15 protein-coding genes are annotated in these 15188 nt (G+C 72.3%); 6 read left to right on the top strand and 9 right to left on the bottom strand.

The features are described from left to right. Positions 1 to 294 precede the first annotated feature (294 nt). Positions 295 to 1380 carry a flagellar biosynthesis protein FlhF gene (locus SROS_RS46120; protein WP_148269155.1) on the top strand — a complete coding sequence of 362 codons (1086 nt, stop codon included), beginning with the start codon at positions 295 to 297 and terminating at the stop codon, positions 1378 to 1380. A 180-nt stretch (positions 1381 to 1560) separates the two neighbouring features. On the opposite strand, the gene SROS_RS21975 is transcribed toward SROS_RS46120, so the two are convergent. Further along, entirely contained in the window at positions 1561 to 2316 is a 756-nt protein-coding gene (locus tag SROS_RS21975) for a CTP synthase C-terminal region-related (seleno)protein (RefSeq protein ID WP_012891136.1), read from the bottom strand. 78 nt (positions 2317 to 2394) lie between these two features. Here SROS_RS21975 and SROS_RS53915 point away from each other — a divergent pair, with 78 nt between their 5' ends. Continuing rightward, a complete protein-coding gene (locus SROS_RS53915; RefSeq protein ID WP_012891135.1) occupies positions 2395 to 3237 on the top strand; it encodes a LysR family transcriptional regulator in 843 nt (280 codons plus the stop codon). 56 nt (positions 3238 to 3293) lie between these two features. Here the strand turns inward: SROS_RS53915 and SROS_RS21965 are convergent, their stop codons facing one another. Both SROS_RS21965 and SROS_RS21960 read right to left on the bottom strand, forming a co-directional pair. Beyond that, entirely contained in the window at positions 3294 to 3941 is a 648-nt protein-coding gene (locus SROS_RS21965; protein WP_012891134.1) for a nitroreductase family protein, read from the bottom strand. A gap of 41 nt (positions 3942 to 3982) precedes the next feature. Next, positions 3983 to 4894, bottom strand: coding sequence for an MFS transporter (locus SROS_RS21960; protein WP_012891133.1), 912 nt, complete (start codon positions 4892 to 4894; stop codon positions 3983 to 3985). A gap of 134 nt (positions 4895 to 5028) precedes the next feature. Between SROS_RS21960 and SROS_RS21955 the strand changes: the two genes are divergently transcribed. Continuing rightward, positions 5029 to 5511: a MarR family winged helix-turn-helix transcriptional regulator gene (locus SROS_RS21955; protein WP_012891132.1), complete on the top strand. Its 483-nt coding sequence runs from the start codon at positions 5029 to 5031 to the stop codon at positions 5509 to 5511. Here SROS_RS21955 and SROS_RS21950 read toward each other — a convergent pair. From SROS_RS21950 to SROS_RS21935, 4 genes are read right to left on the bottom strand one after another with little or no spacing between them, the layout of a single operon-like run. Then, the gene (locus SROS_RS21950) at positions 5484 to 6809 is read right to left on the bottom strand and encodes an MFS transporter (protein WP_012891131.1); all 1326 of its coding nucleotides are present in this window, start codon (positions 6807 to 6809) and stop codon (positions 5484 to 5486) included. The genes SROS_RS21955 and SROS_RS21950 overlap by 28 nt on opposite strands. A gap of 48 nt (positions 6810 to 6857) precedes the next feature. After that, a complete protein-coding gene (locus SROS_RS21945; protein WP_012891130.1) occupies positions 6858 to 7673 on the bottom strand; it encodes an alpha/beta fold hydrolase in 816 nt (271 codons plus the stop codon). Between the two features lie 33 nt (positions 7674 to 7706). After that, positions 7707 to 8474, bottom strand: coding sequence for an SDR family NAD(P)-dependent oxidoreductase (locus tag SROS_RS21940; RefSeq protein ID WP_012891129.1), 768 nt, complete (start codon positions 8472 to 8474; stop codon positions 7707 to 7709). Continuing rightward, a complete protein-coding gene (locus SROS_RS21935) occupies positions 8471 to 9361 on the bottom strand; it encodes a sugar phosphate isomerase/epimerase family protein (RefSeq protein ID WP_012891128.1) in 891 nt (296 codons plus the stop codon). Before SROS_RS21935 ends, SROS_RS21940 begins: the two co-directional genes overlap by 4 nt. Positions 9362 to 9538: 177 nt before the next feature. On the opposite strand from SROS_RS21935, the gene SROS_RS21930 reads away from it, so the two are divergent. After that, on the top strand, positions 9539 to 10414 hold the full coding sequence (locus tag SROS_RS21930) for a LysR family transcriptional regulator (RefSeq protein ID WP_012891127.1): 876 nt from the start codon (positions 9539 to 9541) through the stop codon (positions 10412 to 10414). Between the two features lie 15 nt (positions 10415 to 10429). Here the strand turns inward: SROS_RS21930 and SROS_RS21925 are convergent, their stop codons facing one another. Further along, on the bottom strand, positions 10430 to 11785 hold the full coding sequence (locus SROS_RS21925) for a serine hydrolase domain-containing protein (RefSeq protein WP_012891126.1): 1356 nt from the start codon (positions 11783 to 11785) through the stop codon (positions 10430 to 10432). Between the two features lie 484 nt (positions 11786 to 12269). Between SROS_RS21925 and SROS_RS21920 the strand changes: the two genes are divergently transcribed. After that, the gene (locus SROS_RS21920; RefSeq protein WP_012891124.1) at positions 12270 to 13187 is read left to right on the top strand and encodes an RNA polymerase sigma-70 factor; all 918 of its coding nucleotides are present in this window, start codon (positions 12270 to 12272) and stop codon (positions 13185 to 13187) included. Positions 13188 to 13316: 129 nt separating this feature from the next. Then, the gene (locus tag SROS_RS21915) at positions 13317 to 14012 is read left to right on the top strand and encodes an NAD(P)-dependent oxidoreductase (RefSeq protein WP_012891123.1); all 696 of its coding nucleotides are present in this window, start codon (positions 13317 to 13319) and stop codon (positions 14010 to 14012) included. A gap of 190 nt (positions 14013 to 14202) precedes the next feature. Here SROS_RS21915 and SROS_RS21910 read toward each other — a convergent pair whose 3' ends face one another. Beyond that, complete coding sequence (locus SROS_RS21910; RefSeq protein ID WP_012891122.1) at positions 14203 to 15183, bottom strand: ArsR/SmtB family transcription factor; 981 nt, start codon at positions 15181 to 15183, stop codon at positions 14203 to 14205. Positions 15184 to 15188: the final 5 nt, after the last annotated feature.

Raw genomic sequence — 15188 nt, 5'->3', positions numbered from 1 at the left:
GTTCGAGAGGGGAGGAGCCGCCGGTTCCGGGCGGTGTCAGAGCAGGCGCTCCGGGAAGGCCATGACCGTCATGGTTGCGATGCCGGTGACGACCAGTACCCGCTCGGCGCTCCCGCCGTCCGGCAGCCGCCCCCCGGGGAGGCGGCTGGGGCCCTCACTGGAACTTTGCGGGTATTCGCGTGGGTTCGCTCCGTGGTCCTGATAACAGGTCTGTAAGAGCGGACTGCTACAGGCCACATACGGTGCGTGATTTTCGGCACGCTGGGGCAGATCAGACGTGACATGGGAGGCGAGATGCACGATGATCACGACTCGGCTCACCGGCGCGGCCCGGGCACAGGCCCGCGTGGGCGCAGGCCGTACGCCGCTCCGGCGGACTCACCGCCCGAGCCGGCGGTGCCTCCGGAGGCGCCGAGGGCCGATCCCCCCGGACGGCCCTACAGCAGCGCCGGCGACCCGTTCGTATACGGATCACGGGTCAACATCGACGTCCGGCCGGCCTGGCCGCCACCACCCCGGCCCCGGCCGATCCGGTCGCACCGGTCGCGGCCGTGGCCGCGGATCCCGCGCGACCGGCTCCTGCGGCCCGCGCTGGTCTGCGGGTTCCTCGCGGCAGCCGGGGTCGGCCTGTGGTCGTCCGGGTGGTCGCCGGTGTCCGCGCCGTCCACCGTCGAGGTCGCCGCGGCCCCCGCCCCGTCATGGATGGCCGATCACGACGCCGCGGTCGCTCCTGTGGAGACGGGCACACCGGGCGCCGGTCACGTGCCCGCGGCCACCCCCTCGGCCACCTCCGGCGCCCCGGCCAAGGCCGCCCGGGACCGGAGAACGGCGCCGGCGCGCACGGTCGAGCGGCCCCGGCGCCACGCGGCCCTCGACGCCCAGACCGTTCACGGCGGGCAGGGCGTCCGGCACCACCGGGAGTCCGCCGCGCCGAAGACCGCCAGGAAGCCGGCGCCCAGGAGCGTCAGGCCGAAAGCACCGAAGGCGCCGAAGGCCTCCAGGTCTCCGAGGACGCGGGCGCCTGCGCCTCCCGTTGAGACCGGCACCCCCACGAGCACCGGCACCCCCACGAGCACCGGCACCCCCACGAGCACCGGCACCCCCACGAGCACCGGCACCCCCACGAGCACCGAGACCCCCGCCACCCCCCGGCCCCCCGCCACCCCCCGGACTTCCCCCATCCCCGACACCTCCGTCGTCCCCGACAGCCCCCGGACCTCCCGGACTCCCCGGACTCCCCGGACTTCCCCCGTCCCCGACAGCCCCGGCGACCGGCTCAGCGCCGCCTACGCCTGCAGGCATCTCCAGCAGAGCGACTGGCGCCACGGCTACTGCGTCCGGGTCTGGAACGACTACAAGAGACAGAACGGCCTGCCGTAATCGCCCGCCCGGGGGCTCCGGTGCCGGGCATCCGGCCCGGAGCCCCTCCGGTCCTGCCGGGCTCGGCGGTGAGCGCCGCGCGGGGCCGGGCCTCACCGGCCCGGGGTACGGCCCCGCCCGGTGACCGGTGCGCCGACGGCTGTCGGGTCCTCCGGCACGTCGCGGGCACATCAGCGGCTGTCAGGCGCCGCCGCCGACCGGCTGCCCGCCTGCCGCCGGGCCGACGCCCGCGCGGCCCGGGGCACCCGAGCCGGCGTGGGCGACGGCGGCCGAGGCGAACGCGGTGATGATCGGGTGTGGCCGGGTACCGTCCCCGGCCAGTTCGGGCTGGAAGAGCGTGGCCAGGAAGAACGGATGGGCGGGCAGCTCAAGCGCCCGTACGGCGCCCGTCTCGTCGCGGCCGGTGAAGTTCAGGCCGCCCTCCTCCAGGACGGGCACGTAGCGGGGATTGAGCCCGAAGCCGCAGAGGTATTTCTCCATACTCCTCTCGGCGCCGATGATCTTCTCGGCCAGCGAGCCGGGCGCCAGCCGTACCTCGTCCTCGTGGCCCACCAGAGAGCAGGCCAGCGGCAGCACCAGGAACTCATCGGCGTCCGGGTCGTTCTCGGCGTGCGCGACCGGCAGGCCCAGGACGTTGCGCGCGTACTCCAGCAGGGCGTGCTGGAAACCGCCGCAGGTGCCCAGGAAGGGGATGCCGTGCTCGCGGGCGGTGCGGATGGCGTTCACCGCGCCGGCCTCGCTGCGGTAGGGGCTGCCGGGCAGCGTCCAGATGCCGTCGAAGCCCTCCAGGCCCTCGGCCTCGGTCGTGGGGATCCAGTAGGCGTCCAGGGTCAGCCCGTCGCGCTCGCGCAGCGCCTCAAGGAGGGACGGGACGCGCACGTGGGCCTGGACGCTGAGAGATCTGTCGCCCACCAGGGCGATTCTCGCGGTGGTCATGTCCCTCATCCTCACCGGAACTCCGAGGTAAGCGCCAACGATGATCCCTGCTGGGTCGATAAGCGATACTGATGCACCGTGGATCCTCATCTGCTGCGCACGTTCGTGACCGTCGCCCACCGGCGCTCCTTCTCCGCGGCCGCCGAGGAGCTCGGCTACACCCAGTCGGCGGTCTCCCAGCAGATCGCCACGCTGGAGGCCGACCTCGGCCTGGCCCTGCTGCACCGCCGCCCGGTGACACCCACTCCGGCCGGGGAACGCCTGCTGGAGCACGCCGGCCCGCTGCTGCTGCGCCACCGGGCCGCCCGTGCGGACGTCCTGCGTGCGGCCGCCGGTCCGATCGAACGGCTGACGGTGGTGGCCTCCCCGCTGGCGTTCACCCCGGCGGTCGCCCGGAGCCTGCTGCTGGAGCGGCTGACGGTGACGCTGCGCACGGCCGGACGCGAGAGCGTCGCCGAACAGGTCGCCTCAGGCACCGCCGACCTGGGCTTCGTCGACGGCATCGCCGCCCCCAGCGACCCGTTGCGCCTGCCGGACGTCGGATCGCCGGCCGGTGTCGGCGTGGCCGAGGAGGAGCTGGTGGTGATCCTGCCCGGCGGCCATCCGCTGTCCGGCAGGCGCGGGCTGGCGCTGGCCGACCTGGCCGACGCGCTGTGGTTGCAGGCCCCGGCCGCCGTCTCGGTCGAGCGGCTGCGCGAGGTGGCGGGCGTGGGCGGGTTCCGAGTGGGGTTCCGCTACGACGGCGAGGACCTGCACACCGTGCTGAACCTCGCCGCCGCCGGGCACGGCCTGACCCTGCTGCCCTCCTCGGTGGCGGCCGGGGTGCCCCTGACCGCGCCGCGCGTGGTGCACCGGGTGGAGATGCTGCACCGCCCCCTCGCCTCCGGTCCGGTCGGAGCCGTCGCCGAACGGCTCGGCTAGCGGCTCGGCGCCCTCCTCACCGCCCCCTGTCAGGCGCGTCCCCCGGCGGGGGCCTCTCACCAGCGGTCCCAGTGCAGGACCTCCTCGCGGGGGACGCGCCGGGCGGGCCGGAAGTCGGTGCCGATGGTGAAGGCCAGGGGGATGAAGGCCGCGAGCATGACCTCGTCGTACGGCACGCCGAGCACCGTGGCCAGCTCGCGTTCCAGCGGGCCCTGGGCGGTCGTCCAGACCGTGCCGAGACCGCGCGCGCGGGCGGCGAGCATGAAGCTCCACACCGCCGGCAGGATCGAGCCCCAGGTCATGGACTGGTCCAGCACCGAAGCCCGGTCGGTCCGGCCCTCCACCGCGGGGATGACGAAGGCGGGAACCCGGTGGATGTTGTCGTACAGGTGCTGGAAGCCGTCGGCGATCCGCTCCATGGAGTCCGGGTGGGCGTACATGCGGCGCAGGTCCCGCTCGTTCGGCGGCTTGCCGCCGCCGAACGCGACCGCGCGGCGGAAGAGGTCGGCCACGGCCTGGCGCTGCGCGCCGTCGGTGACGACCAGGAAGTGCCAGCGCTGCCGGTTGCGCCCGGTCGGGGCCTGCGTGGCGAGGTCCACGCATTCCTCGATCAACCGTCGGGGCACCGGGCGGGTGAGGTCGAGGCGCTTGCGCACCGCACGGGTGCTGGACAGCAACTCGTCGGGGGTCAGTTCCAGGGACATGAGGTCCTCCTCGGGTCAGGTGGGGTCGTCGGGGTGGCCGGTCAGACGCCGGAACGGGCCGGCTGCCTGTCCGCTCCGGGGGTGCGGATGCCCAGGTAGGCGAGGGCGGCGCCGAGCAGGGAGAAGGCTCCGGCGACGAGGAACGCCGGCCGGTAGCCGTCCGGTCCGGAGCCGCCGGCGGTCAGCGTGCGCGACCGGAACACCTCCAGGGGGATCAGCGGGTCCCGCTGCCGCCGTTCCACGACGACGAAGGCGCCCAGGAGCAGCAGCGCGACGAGGCCGGCCGGCCGGCTGGTCTCCGTCAGCGCGTACACCAGCAGGAGAACTCCGCCGGTGGCGGTGACCGCTCCGGCCGCGTCGAAGCCGCCGGCGGATCCGGTCCGCGGGGCCTCCTTCGGCAGCACCATCGGCGCGGCGGCCACGACGAGCAGCGCGATCGGCACGGGAAGGAAGAACACCAGCCGCCAGCTCACCTCGGTGAGCAGGCCGGAGGCGACGAGGCCGGCGCTGTAGCCGGTCGCGCCGGCCAGGGAGTAGATCCCGAGCGCCCGGTTGCGCCCGGGTCCCTCGGTGAAGGTCGTCGTGATGAGCGACAGCGCGGCGGGCGCGGTCAGCGCGGCGGCCACGCCCTTCACCACCCGTGTGACGACAAGGGGCCATCCCTCCGACAGCAGTCCACCGGCCAGGCTCGCCGCCGCGAACACCCCCAGCGAGAGCAGGAACACGCGGCGGCGGCCGAACAGGTCGGCCATCCGTCCGCCCAGCAGCAGAAACCCGCCGTAGGCGACCGCGTATCCCGACACCAGCCACTGCAGGGTGCCCGCGGACAGCGACAGGTCGCGCTGGATGGCGGGCAGGGCCACCCCCATCAGGGACAGGTCCATCGAGTCCAGGAACACCGCGGCGCACAGGAGCACCAGCGCCGCCTGCCGGCGGCCGTCGATACCGGCCATAGCCACACCTCCGTCTGAGTACAAACAATCTGTGTGCAGATGGTTTGTGACCGTACGGCTGCATTGATCTGCTGTCAAACAATTGGAGATAAGATGATTGGTGTTACGATCATCGGCATCGAGAGGGGGGGCGGATGTCACCCAAGACCACCAGCCGCCCGCGGCTGACCTACTTTCCGCAGCTCGCGGCCGAACGCCTGGACATCGCCCTGTGCCGGGCCTCGGCCGCCGTCGCGCGCGCGGCCGAGGCACAGGCGGACGAGAGCGGCCTCGGCGTCGGCCGGCACCTGGTGCTGAAGATGCTCGTGGCCGTCGGCCCCTGCTCGCAGCAGACGCTCAGCGAGGAGCTGCGCATCGACCGCAGCGTCATGGTCAACCTCTGCGACGACCTGGAGCGGGCCGGCCACGTGCGCCGCGAACGCAACCCCGACGACCGGCGCGCCTACGCCGTCACCGTCACCGACTCCGGCCGGCGGCTTCTCACCGAGGCCGAGACGTCGGTGCCGGAGTTCCTCGACCGCACCTTCCACGCCCTCACCCCCGCCGAGCGCGACCAGCTCACCGTCCTCCTCGGCAAGCTGCTCGACGTTCACCCACCGGCCTCCGGCCCCCGGTAACCGTCACGCTCGGGATTGACCAGCAGCGCGAAGAACAGCCCGCCCACGGCGAGCAGGACACCCGAGAGCAGGAAGGCCGAGGTGTAGCCCGATTCCGGGGTGGTGGCGTTGTCCAGCAGCACCCCGGCGATGACCGGGCTGACGATCCCGGCGCTGACGCTGAGCCCGGAGAACACCCCGAGGATCCCGGCGCGCTGCGCGGGCGGCACGAGTTCGGCCACCGCCGGATTGGCGAAGGTGTTGACGGTGACGGAGATCCCGTAGCCGAGCATCAGGACGGCGATGGCGGGCAGTGCCGCGTGGATCAGTGGCAGGGTGGTGAGCAGCAGACCTGCGACGACCAGGCACACACCGCCGAGCAGGCCCCGGGCCTGCCGGGAGGGGACGCCCCTGCGCAGCAGCCTGTCCGTCACCGTCCCCGCCGCGACCAGCGCCACGATGCCGAAGGCGCTGGGCAGGCCGAACAGCGATCCGGCGGCCTTCGCCGAGAAGCCCAGCGCGTTCTCGAAGTAGGAGGGGAGCCAGGTGAAGACGATGGCCGCCAGCGCGTTCTGGGCGAAGTAGGCGATGAAGCACCCGATGAAGGTCCGGTTGAGCAGGGCCTTGCGCCACGGCACCCGCTCCGCTCCGCCCGCCGCCCGCCCGGTGGACGTGCCCACGGGGGCGCCGTACGGTCCCAGCCGGCCGGTGACCAGCCAGAGCGCCGACCACGCCAGTGCCAGCACGCCCACCGTGACGAACCCGGCCCGCCAGCCGAACCCGACGATGACGAGGGTCAGCAGCGGGGCCATGGCGATCTTCGCGATGGCCGCGCCGGCGGTGTAGAGCGACTGCGGCAGGCCGCGGCGGTCGTTGGGGAACCACGAGTACAGCGTGGTCATGGACAGCGGGCCGGCCGGCCCCTCCGCCGCGCCGACGACGATCCTGCTGGCGTACAGCATCGCGCCGCCGGCCGCGAAGATGGCGGGGATCTGCCCCAGCGCCCACAGGATCCCGCAGACCAGCAGGACCCATCGGGGTGAGATCCGCTGCGCGGCGAAGCTGACGATGACGCATGTCGCGCCGAACAGCAGGTAGGAGGCGCTGCCCAGGCTGCCGAACCCGGCCGCCGACAGCCCGAGATCCTCACTCATCGGCTTGGCGACCAGGCCGAGAAGCGCCTTGTCCAGGAACACCACGGCCGCGGAGGCGACCAGCACGGCGGTGACGACCCAGGCGCGGCCGCGGCCGTCGCCCGCCTCCGCCGAGGACGGGTGGGGGAGTGCGGCATCCCGCAGGATGCCCTTGTCGACCTGCACTGACTCTTTCCTTTCGAGGGGGGTGACGACTACGGATCGGCGTGCCCGCTACCGGGGAAGCCCGGCCACCCAGCGGGCGACCGTGCCGTTCACCTCGTCGGCCAGCTCCTGGTGGATGAAGTGACCGGCCCGCGGCCGCAGGATCACCTCTCCGTAGTCATGGGTCATGCAGTCCCGCTCCACCGCCGCGCGGCCGGTGCTGCGGTGGAAGGCCAGCACCGGCTGGGGACGCTCGCGCAGCATCCGCTCGCCCTCCGGGCGGAAGCGCACGCTGCCGCGGCCGAAGGCGCTGTGCCGGAACGTCCTGGCCCTCAGCCGGGCCGGCGAGGCGAGGATCTCCAGCTCGTGCCAGGCCCGCAGATGCGCCGGCGTGGCCTGGGTGTCGAAGCGGGTACGGATCATCTCCTGCGCCACCAGGTCGGCGTCCGGCCCGTCGAGATCTTCGGCGAGCCGGCTCATCCGCTCCCGCTCGCCGGGCTCACCGGCGTAGTCCGGGTCGATCATCACAAGCGCCCGGACCAGGTCAGGGTGGCGTACGGCCAGCACCGTGGCGATCGATGCCCCCATCGAGTGGGCGAGCACGACGACCGGCGCGAGGTCCAGATCCCTGATCAGCGCGGCCAGGTCGTCGGCGTAGTCGCCGAGCTCGTACCCGGACTCGGGGCGGCTCGACCGGCCATGGCCGCGCAGGTCGACGGCCACGGTGCGGTGGCGTGCGGAGAGGGCGGGGATCTGGTAGATCCAGCCTTCGGCCGTGCACCACAGCCCGTGCACCAGCAGGACGGGGCTCGCCGGCTCCGCCGCCGGCGGAGCCGGATAGTCGGCGTAGAACAGGCGCGCGTCGGGGCGCTCAAGGTAGGGCACCGCGGACTCTCCTCGGGAGATGGGAAGGGCCCCTCATGCCGAGGGGGCGAGCTGGGCGCCGCCGCACACGTGCAGGACCTCACCGGTGATGAACCCCGCCTGGTCGCCGGCGAGGAAGGCGACGGCGTCGGCCACGTCCTCCGGCCGGGCCAGACGTCCCAGGGGTGTCATCGCGAGGTGACGCCGCATGAATCCGTCGAACTCGGCGTCGCTGCGCCCGCCCCTGGTGAAGGGCGTCGCGACCATGCTGGGAGCCACCGCGTTGACGGTCACCCCGAGAGGCCCGAGTTCGACGGCCAGGGTCCTGGTCAGGCCCACGACGGCGGCCTTGGAGGTGACGTAGCCCGTCGGGCCGCCGCCGAGCCACGTACGGGAGCCGAGGTTGATCACACGTCCCCACCCGTTCCGCCGCCACCAGGGCAGGGCCGCCTGGCACAGCAGCATCGGCCCGCGCACGTTGACCGACATCATCGCGTCCCAGTCCTGCGGGGCCTGCCCGGCCAGCGCCCCCCGTAGGTTGACGGCGGCGTTGTTCACCAGGCAGTCCAGGCGGCCGCCGCGGCCGGTGATCCGGGAGACCGCGTCGTGGACCGCGCCGGCGTCCCCGACGTCGACCCGCCACCCGGCGACCTCTCGGCCGGTCAGCTCCGACAGGCGGCGCGCGGCCGCCGCGACGGCCTCGCCGTCGATGTCGAAGAGCGTCACCTCGAAGCCGTCGGAGGCCAGGCGCGCACCGATGGCCGCGCCGAGGGTGCCGGCGCCTCCGGTGACGACCGCGACCCTCGTACCGGCGGCGCTCACCGCTGCTCACCGCCCGCCGCGAGGACGGCCGGAAGAGCGGCCGGAAGAGGCGGTCCGGCCGGGAAGGAGGCATGGCTCCGCAGGTAGGCGGCGTTGAAGGCCAGCGCCTCGGCCGAGGACCGGTCCGCGCTGAAATCCTCCACCGACACCCAATCCCGGTAGCCCGCCCCGTCGAGCAGTCCCAGGATCCGGGGGACGTCGAGCATCCCGTCGTCCATCGGCGTCCAGCGATGCCGCCACGGGCCGCCGTCCCCGGGGCGTTCGAACGCGACGTTCTTGATGTGGACGTGGGCCAGGTGCTCACCGAGGATCTGCAGGGCCATCTCCGGTTCCTCGAACCCTTCGACCACGGCGTTGCCCGGGTCGTAGATGACACCGACCAGCTCGGGGGAGAGGTGGCCGACGACCCTCATGGCCAGCGCGGCGCTCGGGCAGATGGTGCGCTGGTGCATCTCCAGCAGAGCCCGCACGCCGTACCGGCCGGCCAGCACCGCGACGTCGCCGAAGAACTCGACCGCGCGGGCGAGCGAGGCGTGGAAATCCCCGCGGCCCGCGGCGGGGGCGAGCAACCTCATCCGTGCCGTCCCGGCGTCGGCCGCCAGCTCCATCATCTGCTCCACCCCAGCGAGGTCGCCGGTTTCGAGGTAGGCGTTCAGCCCGATGATCTCCACCCCGGCCCGGTCGCAGCGCCGGCGGATGTCACGGATCTCAGCCCGGGTCGGCCGGACGGTACAGCGGTTGTTGGTGAGGAAGTCCGCCGGGCCCGCTGAGCCGACCTCGTGCGAGATCCGCCATTCGATTCCTGCATAGCCTGTCTCCGCTGCCGCCTGGATCGCCTGGTGCGGGGTCAGCTCGGGGAGGCATGCCGAGTACACGCCGAGCTTCATCGATCTCCTAAGAAGTGCACGTCATGAAGGCGCTCACGGGCCCGTATCGCGGCTCGTGATGTCCGCCGCCCTCAGTACAGTGCCCGCGGCACCGAGGAGTCCAGGTCCTGTTGCGCACCCCCGTTATGCTCTTCAGGCATAACCTGAGACGCTCTGCCGTCCCTCCAGGAGGACGCCTTGGAAATCCGGCATCTCCACTACTTCATCGCGGTGGCAGAGGAGGGCTCGTTCAACAGGGCGGCTCAGCGCCTGCTGATCTCCCAGCCCTCGCTCAGCCGGCAGATCATCAGCCTGGAACGCCGGCTCGGCCACCGGCTGTTCGAACGGACCTCGCGGGGAATCAATCTGACGCCCGGCGGCGACGCGCTGCTGCAGCACGCGCGGCAGATTCTCGGCATGACCGCGGCCACGCAGGAGGTCGTGTCGGAAGCGGCGCGGGTGCGTCAGGCCGTGTCGATCGGGGTGCCCCCGGGAACGCCCGGCCCCTGGCTGCTGTCCGTCGTCGAGGCGGTGGACCGCTCGATCCCCCACGCCGCGCTCAGCTATCTGGAGGCGACCAGCTCCGAGCAGCTCCGCCTGCTCCACGAGGGCAGGCTCGACGTGTGCCTGATCCACCAGTCCCCGCCCAGCCACCATGTCTCGTGGCTGCTCCGCGAGGAGCCGCTCGGGATCGCCGTACGGCGAGACCACCCGCTGGCCGACAGCCCCGCCTACCGGATCGGCGACCTGCACTCCTTACGGGTGCTGGTGCACGCCCGCGAGCGGACGCCCGCCCAGCAGGAGGGGCTCATGGCGGCGATAAGCGCCGCCGACGTCCGGCCGCACTGGCAGTTCGCCCAGTTCACCGAGCACGCGCTGGCGTGCGCGAGGGCCACCCGGTCCGACGCGGTGATGGTCGGCTCGCACACCGCCGCGCTGCAGCTGCCGGGCTGGCGATGGGGGCCACTGGAAGGGCTTCCCCAGGCCGTGATGACCACGTGGCTGGTACGCCAGCGCCAGACCCGGGCCGTCGTGCAGGAGGTGGCCGACGTGGTGAGAACGGTCGGCGAGTAGGGGCGCCTTCCCCGTTCAGCCGCGCCAGCCGTCGCCGTCCACCCCGCCCGGCACCTCGGCCGCGGGGTCGTAGGGGGTGCGGGTGAAGACGAAGGTGTTGAGATCGAGGTGGTCGGGCGAGCCGTCGGCCCGGCGGACCAGGCGCAGCGTCTCACCGGCGTAGTAGCCGTCCAGGCCCAGCCAGGTCCCGTCGGCCTGGGCGACGAAGCGCGAGGCCCGGCCGCCGCCGCCGATCAGGTCGAGGGACAGGCCCCGGTCCGGCAGCAGCCGCAGCGTGTAGGCGCTGGGCCCCCAGTACCACGGACCGGTCAGCTCCAGCAGGTCGGCGTCGGCCGGGGTGGGCTCCCACTCGGCGGGCAGGCGCGGCTCGTGCTCGTCGAGGATGGCCAGCAGCTCCGTCAGCAGGGTGCGGCTGGCCCCCGAGGTGGCGTTGGCCATGAACAGCACGCCCGTCCGGTCGGACGGGTCGGCCCAGACCGTGGACAGGAAGCCGGGCATGGAGCCGCTGTGGCCGGCCAGGCGGCGGCCGCCCGCCCGGGCCAGCTGCAGGCCCAGGCCGAAGCCGCCGGTCCAGGCGTCGCCGTCGTCGACGATCGCCGGCTCGCGCATCTCGGCCAGCGTGGCCGGGTCGAGCACGCCCGCGGTCTCACCGGCCAGGAACGCCGCCCACCGGGCGAGGTCGGCAGGGGTGGACCACAGCTGCCCGGCCGGGGCCATGGCCAGCGCGTCGTGCTCGGGCTCGGGCAGCAGCACGTCGGCCCACGGATGCACGGCGTAGCCGGTGGCGTGCGGGGCACGCGGCCGGGACGTGGTCTGGCTCATGCCCAGCGGCTCCAGCACCTCCGCCCGTACGGCCTGCGCCCAGTTGACGCCCCGGTGCCGGGCGACCAGCTCACCCAGCAGGGCGAAGCCCACGTTGGAGTAGTGGAAGCGGCGGCCGGGCCGGTGCCGGGCGGTCTCCGGGCCGAGCAGCCCGATGAGCTCCTCCACCGGCATGCCCGGGGTCCGCTCCCACCACTGGCCGGGCGGCTCGGCGGTCAGCCCGGCGGTGTGCGACAGCAGCTGGGCGACGGTCACCTCGCCGACCGGCGTGCCGGGGAGGTGCTTGCCGATCGGGTCGAGCAGGTCCAGGCGGTCCTCATCGCGCAGCCGCATGACCACGGTGGCGACCATGCTCTTGGTGATGGAGCCGATGCGGTACTGGGTGGTCTCGGTGGGGGCGGCGCCCTCCACCCGGCCGCGCGAGCCGAACCAGGCGATCCGCCCGTCACGCACCACGGCCGCCGTCAGGGACGGCAGTCGTGACTCGGCCTGCTCCACCGCGATCCTGCGCAGCAGCGCGCGGGCCGTACTCTCCAGAACCGGCGACATCAGATGACCCCTCCCCGACACGATGACATGGCCCAAGGCTAGTGCCGTACGAGCCTCGCCAGCATCCCCGGCAGATCTCCCCGGTGTGTCCCGGTCAGCCGCCGCGCTGCACGAGTACGTGCGGACATCGCGTCCGGGACTATTTCCGCGGGGAGCAACGCCAATGACTTTCCGCAGGCCGGCGAAGGAGCGGTGAGCGTCGCCCGTGATCTTGGTTAGTGGAGATCCTCGGTGATGGTCCAGCCGATGACCTGGCCGCAGTCCGGCCCCTTGGCGGCTTGGAAGCCTACCTCGATCTTCTCCCAGCAGCTGTCTGTCCGCATGTCACAGGCGAGCGGGCTGTCTCGTCTTAGGGCTCGAAGACAGGCTCCGGGATCTGGAAGGTGATGGTCATGCGTGTATTCGTGGCTGGTGGGACCGGTGTTTTCGGGGCGGCGGCTGATGGCCCGCGGACACCAGGTGACGGCCTCGACGACGAGCCGGCATGACCCGCGCCGAGGAGTTCGAACAGCTGCGGCCGCTGCTGTTCTCGATCGCCTACCGGCTCCTGAGCAGTGTGAGCGAGGCCGAGGACGTGGTCCAGGAGGCATGGCTGCGCTGGGAGGCCACCCCGACCCGACCCGCGTCGCCCAAGGCGTTCCTGTCGGCCATCGTGAGCCGGATCTCGATCGACGTGCTGCGCTCGGCTCGCGTCCGGCGCGAGGAGTACGTCGGGCCGTGGTTCCCCGAGCCGCTGCTGACCGACCCGTATGAGGACCCGGAGCACTCGGCGGAGCTGGCCGACTCGGTGTCGATGGCGGCCCTGCTGCTGCTGGAGCGGCTCAGCCCGCTCGAACGCGCGGTCTTCGTGCTGCGGGAGGTGTTCGGGTTCGGCTTCGGGGAGATCGCCTCCGCCGTGGGGCGCTCGGAGGCGGCGTGCCGCCAGCTCGTGGTACGGGCACGCCGCCACATGGACGAGGGCCGGCCCCGGTTCGAAGCAGACCGGACCGAGCGCGAGGAGCTCGCCGGGCGATTCCTCGAGGCCTTCCGGGACGGGGACGTCAACGGGCTGACCGCGCTGCTGGCCGCCGACGTCCAGATGGTCGGCGACGGCGGCGGCAAGGCCCCGCAATGGGCCGACCGCTTCGTCGGTGCCGAGAACGTGGCCCGGATGCTCGCCGCGCTCGTCCCGCTGTTCGCCCGGATCGGAGCGGAGATGGAGCCGCATGAGGTGAACGGCCAGCCAGGCGCGATCTTCCGTGACCGGGACGGCAGGGTCCTCAACACCTGGGCGCTCGACATCCTCGACGGGCAGATCCAGACGCTCCGTACGGTGAGCAACCCCGACAAGCTCGGACACGTGGGTCCCGTGGCCGACGCCTGGGCGGCCCTGCGCGAAGGAAGCGGGTCCACCAGCCCATGAATCGGCCACAAGCGCCGCCTGCGTGCACGAGGACTTCTGATCCGCGCTCGTGGGCGCAGGTACCCGGTCCGCTGCGCGCAGCTTCCCCGACCGTTTACCCGAAGGTGTCGTAACCGAGAAAGGACAGTCATGCGTATCGCAGTTTTCGGAGCCAATGGTCCCACCGGCCGGCTGGTCACCGGCCAGGCACTTGCCGCCGGGCATCAGGTCGCCGCGGTCACCCGACAGCCGGACTCGTTTCCGCTGCACCATGATCGCCTTGAGGTGGTCGGTGCCGACGTGCTCGATCCGGTGGCCGTCGACGCCGCCGTGGCGGGGCGGGATGCGGTGCTGTCGGCGCTCGGAGTGCCCGCCGGGAAGGGACCGATCAGCACCTATTCGCGCGGTGTGGCCAATATTGTCGCCGCGATGGAACAGCATCGGGTGCGTCGCCTCGCGGTGGTCAGCTCAAGCGGGGTCGCCCCGCGCCCGTACTCCGATGGCGGGTTCCTGTTCAACCGAGTACTACTGCCATGTGTGACGCGGGTGCTGGGCAAGACGCTGTACGACGACATGCGGCGGATGGAAACGCTGGTCCGCGCCAGCGGTCTGGACTGGACGATCGTGCGCCCGAGCGGGCTCTATCACCTGCCGTCGTCCACCGGCTACACCCTCGTCGAGGGCCACGCCGACGGCAGGTTCACCGCCCGCGCGGACCTGGCCGCGAGCATGCTGGCTCTGCTGGACGACGACCGCTACCTCCGCACCACCGTCAGCGTCATCACCACCGTCGACAACCCCACCTTGCTCCGGTGGATCCGCCGCGAAGCCCTCGCCAAGCGCTGAGCCGATCCGCCGGCGCCCCGCCGAGGCGCTGGTAGCGGTCAGCGGATCGCCGCCCTCATCGGCGCCGCCAACCGGCCGAACGTCATCGTCCGGCAGCCCGGCGACACCGAATGCCTTGATGAGCCATGCCTTGATGAGCCGGTCGCCGCCCATGGCGATACCCCGGGCAGCCCTCATGGGGACTCAGCGATCAAGGTTTGAGGTTGTCGTTGAGAAGGGCGGCACCGAGGGGGGTGAGAGTGTGCATCACCGCGTTGCCCAACCGGGTGGTGGCGATCAGTCCTGCCTCGCGCAGCGTGCTGGCGTGCTGGCTGGCGCTGGACGGGGCCACACCGGTACGCCGTGCCAGCTCTCCGGTGGTGCAGCCGTGCTCGATCACGCGTAGACAGGCGGCCCGGGTGTTCCCGAGAAGGTTCGCGAGTTTCCTGGGCCCGTCGCCGGTCGGGGAGCCGGTCCACCAGTCCCGCATCCGGGAGACCGGATAGACCAGGGCCGGGGACAGGCCCGGGTCGATGAAAGTAATCGGGAAACGCCAGCAGAATGCCGAGGGAATCAGTAGAAGACCCCGCCCGGCCAGGTGAATATCGTGATCGAGGGGATAGTCCGCTTCGAGCACCGGAGGGTTCCATCGCATGGTCGGCTTCAGTCCGGCCAGCAACCCCTCGCTTCCGTGATTGAGAAGTGAGCGGCTGTGAATGGCCCGCTCGTCGTCGACGAGAGCCTGCATCTGCGATTGGTAAGGGGCGATCACGGCGTGGTGATAGGCCCGCAGTGCCTCCCCGAGTTCGGCCAGTTTCTCGGGGTCCCCGTCCGCCAGCGGGCGGGCGCATGACGGCACGCCCGGCAGGACCGTCAGCTCCTGGCGCAGCCGGCGACGCGGGGTGGCCAATATCGCCTCGATGCCCTCTTCGAGGCCCTCGGACGCCTGCGCCGGGGTCAGGAAGTCGGGGAAGGCACCCCGCGGGGGCGCCAGGTAGCGCAGCAGGCGCAGGTGTTCCCTGGACAGCCGGCGCAGCTCGGTGCGGGCCCGCGCGCGCCATGGGCCGAACATGCTCTGGCCCAAGCCGCTGCCCAGCAGCGTGATGCTCAACACCGTTTCCCACAGGGGGTCGGGCCTGCTGACGAACCGGATTCGAGAGAGGTCGTCGCCGGTGAAGTGCAACCGCAACATTCATG

Source organism: Streptosporangium roseum DSM 43021 (assembly GCF_000024865.1).
Classification (GTDB): domain Bacteria; phylum Actinomycetota; class Actinomycetes; order Streptosporangiales; family Streptosporangiaceae; genus Streptosporangium; species Streptosporangium roseum.
Note: the sequence above shows the minus strand (reverse complement) of the source record. Positions and strands in the feature narration are given on the sequence as shown.

Bases quoted from the DNA above. Each gene is read 5' to 3' on its own strand.
- SROS_RS21915 (WP_012891123.1), top strand. From the start codon at position 13,317: ATGCGTATCGCAGTTTTCGGAGCCAATGGTCCCACCGGCCGGCTGGTC.
- SROS_RS21955 (WP_012891132.1), top strand. From the start codon at position 5,029: ATGTCACCCAAGACCACCAGCCGCCCGCGGCTGACCTACTTTCCGCAG.
- SROS_RS21960 (WP_012891133.1), bottom strand. From the start codon at position 4,894: ATGGCCGGTATCGACGGCCGCCGGCAGGCGGCGCTGGTGCTCCTGTGC.
- SROS_RS21935 (WP_012891128.1), bottom strand. From the start codon at position 9,361: ATGAAGCTCGGCGTGTACTCGGCATGCCTCCCCGAGCTGACCCCGCAC.
- SROS_RS21925 (WP_012891126.1), bottom strand. From the start codon at position 11,785: ATGTCGCCGGTTCTGGAGAGTACGGCCCGCGCGCTGCTGCGCAGGATC.
- SROS_RS21975 (WP_012891136.1), bottom strand. From the start codon at position 2,316: ATGACCACCGCGAGAATCGCCCTGGTGGGCGACAGATCTCTCAGCGTC.
- SROS_RS21965 (WP_012891134.1), bottom strand. From the start codon at position 3,941: ATGTCCCTGGAACTGACCCCCGACGAGTTGCTGTCCAGCACCCGTGCG.
- SROS_RS46120 (WP_148269155.1), top strand. From the start codon at position 295: ATGCACGATGATCACGACTCGGCTCACCGGCGCGGCCCGGGCACAGGC.
- SROS_RS21920 (WP_012891124.1), top strand. From the start codon at position 12,270: ATGACCCGCGCCGAGGAGTTCGAACAGCTGCGGCCGCTGCTGTTCTCG.
- SROS_RS21910 (WP_012891122.1), bottom strand. From the start codon at position 15,183: ATGTTGCGGTTGCACTTCACCGGCGACGACCTCTCTCGAATCCGGTTC.